We start from the raw sequence: 2384 nt of genomic DNA, 5'->3' as shown, positions 1-2384 counted from the left end.
CGGCACGTATGTAGCCGATCTGCCATCACAGCATTCAGCGGACGGCACGTATGTAGCCGATCTGCCATCACAGCATTCAGCGGACTGCACAAATGTAGCCGAATTGCCATCGCAGCATTCAGCCGGTGGTTCCCAAATAGCAGATCTTCCTTCACAGCATAATGTGGAAGACAACTTAGCTTAAAAACAGATGAGACAGCCAGTCCCTTTATTGGACGGGCTGTTTTCTTTTTTTCGTAAAAATAAGATTGATTTATGCAAAGGGATTTCGTCTTAAGAAGGCACTAAGGGGCTAGCCGAGTTTCTTTTTCCAAAGCTTGTTCCATACTTTCTGCAAACTTTTGGTCTATAATTGTTCAATAGGCAGAGAAGCTCGGAGGAAAAAGTATGGTGTTGTTTGAATACCTGGCAGGTCTGCCGATTTGGCTCGCAATTTTGATTAGCCTATTGGTAAGTGTGCTTATTTCAATTGCTGGTATCGTACCGAGTACATTTGTGACTGGAGCCAATATCGTGTACTTCGGGTTCGCAGGTGGATTAGCTCTCTCAATCATTGGGGAGGCTCTTGGTGCTATCATCAGTTTCTTCCTTTATAGGAAAGGCTTAAAAAAACTTGGGGAGAAATTTAACGGTGGTACACACTCCATAAAACTACTGGAAAAACTGAAGAATACGACGGGAATGAAGGCATTTATTCTAGTTTTGGTGCTGAGGATCTTTCCATTCGCGCCGTCGGGATTTGTTACTTTGACTGCCTCAATCAGCAGGATGGGTGCAGCAGCATTTATGGTTTCTAGCACCATTGGTAAGATTCCGGCTCTCCTGATTGAAGCTTATTCAGTACATACTGTACTTAGCTGGAAAATGGAGTATCAGCTTGCAGTAGCGTTCTTTGCTGTTGGAGCAGGTATTTGCTACTATTATTGGACAACTAAGAGAAAAAACGGAGGAAGTAATAATGAAAATAAATAAAAAAAGCTTTATGATCACACTTGTGGCAGCAATGCTTGTATTTACTGGCTGCTCTAAGGAAAAGGAAGAAACAAAGCAAGCCCCATCAGAAGAAAACCAACAGGATACGGCCAGCGAAGAAAAGCAGGATGATCAGTCAAATGATGAAAAACAGCAAAATGCAGGAACTGATTTTATCGTAAAAGCAGAGCCTCAGAAAATAGAGCATATGCATGGAATTGGATATCCGGGCAACGATGAAGGACTCTATGTTGCATCACATAATGGAATCAAGATTTATAAAGACGGCCAATGGTTTGAAACGACAGCAGAAAAACATGACTATATGGGTTTCCAAGCCGTAAAGGATGGGTTTTACTCAAGCGGCCATCCAGAAGAAGGTTCGTCATTGAAAAATCCTCTAGGCCTTGTTAAAAGCACTGATTTTGGCAAATCACTTGAAAAAGCAGCTTTCTATGGAGAAAGTGATTTTCACTTCCTATCGGCAAGCTATCTGGATCAAACGTTATATGTAATTAATGAACAGCCTAATTCCGAACTGGATGCAGGTGTTTACGTTTCAAAGGATAACGCTAAGAGCTGGGAGCAAATTGCTCTAAAAGGATTGGATACAAATACGCTCGGCATGATTGCTGTTCATCCTGACAAAGGTGAAACTTTCGCAATGGCCACGAAGGAAGGTGTATTTGTTTCAAATGATTCAGGAAAGACTGTGAAAGAAAATGGCAATTATGAAATGGTAACCGCGGCTGCATTCTCCAAGGAATCCCTGTACATTTCCCCAGTTGAAGATAAGAAAATGAAGCTTGTGAAGCTTGACGAGGGTATAGAAGGAGTAGAATTGCCAATCCCAACCTTGGCTTATGATAATCCGATTACTTATATTGCTGCAGACTATGAGGAGGAAGGGAGAATCGCCTTCATTACAATCCTGAATGATTTATATGAATCGACTGACGGCGGACAGACTTGGAAGCAGATACTAGTTAATGGGAAAATTAAATAGACAAATAACAAATGCCACAGCTCAAAATCTGCTGTGGCATTTTTTTTTATTATTTCTCGTCTTTTCCAAGCACGCGGTTCACACGTTTACGGAGCATGGTCATCCCGCTTCCACCAGCCTGAAAGTGGCGAAGTTTACCTTCTGCATCAAATACATAATAAGCAGGAACATATTTATTTTCAAAGGCCTCTGTGAGCTTATGTTCGCCATCAATGAATGTTGGCTGGGAAATATCATGGCCCATTGCCATTGCTTCAATCACTGCAACATCAAGATCATTTTCTGAGCGAGGCATATGAACCGCCAAGATGTTCAATTCATCCTCATATTCATCACGAAACTCATTTACTTCCGGCATTGCTTCTTTGCAAAGTCCGCAGCTGACGGACCAGAAATGGATTAAAGT

General features: G+C 41.9%; 4 protein-coding genes. 3 read left to right on the top strand and 1 reads right to left on the bottom strand.

Annotation, left to right across the window (positions count from 1 at the left end):
• From WB217_RS05035 to WB217_RS05025, 3 genes are all read left to right on the top strand, one after another.
• On the top strand, positions 1-184 hold a 184-nt coding region (locus WB217_RS05035), incomplete at its 5' end, for a hypothetical protein (protein WP_423991241.1).
• Between the two features lie 203 nt (positions 185-387).
• Positions 388-972: a TVP38/TMEM64 family protein gene (locus WB217_RS05030; protein WP_423991239.1), complete on the top strand. Its 585-nt coding sequence runs from the start codon at positions 388-390 to the stop codon at positions 970-972.
• Positions 959-1978, top strand: coding sequence for a F510_1955 family glycosylhydrolase (locus WB217_RS05025; protein ID WP_423991237.1), 1020 nt, complete (start codon positions 959-961; stop codon positions 1976-1978). Before WB217_RS05030 ends, WB217_RS05025 begins: the two co-directional genes overlap by 14 nt.
• A 49-nt stretch (positions 1979-2027) precedes the next feature.
• Here WB217_RS05025 and WB217_RS05020 read toward each other — a convergent pair.
• Positions 2028-2384: TlpA family protein disulfide reductase (locus WB217_RS05020; RefSeq protein ID WP_423991235.1), on the bottom strand; the 357-nt coding region annotated here is incomplete at its 5' end.

Source organism: Mesobacillus sp., assembly GCF_049588175.1.
GTDB lineage: Bacteria > Bacillota > Bacilli > Bacillales > Cytobacillaceae > Mesobacillus.
This window is presented reverse-complemented; position numbering and strand designations above follow the sequence as displayed.

Bases quoted from the DNA above. Each gene is read 5' to 3' on its own strand.
- WB217_RS05030 (WP_423991239.1), top strand. From the start codon at position 388: ATGGTGTTGTTTGAATACCTGGCAGGTCTGCCGATTTGGCTCGCAATT.
- WB217_RS05025 (WP_423991237.1), top strand. From the start codon at position 959: ATGAAAATAAATAAAAAAAGCTTTATGATCACACTTGTGGCAGCAATG.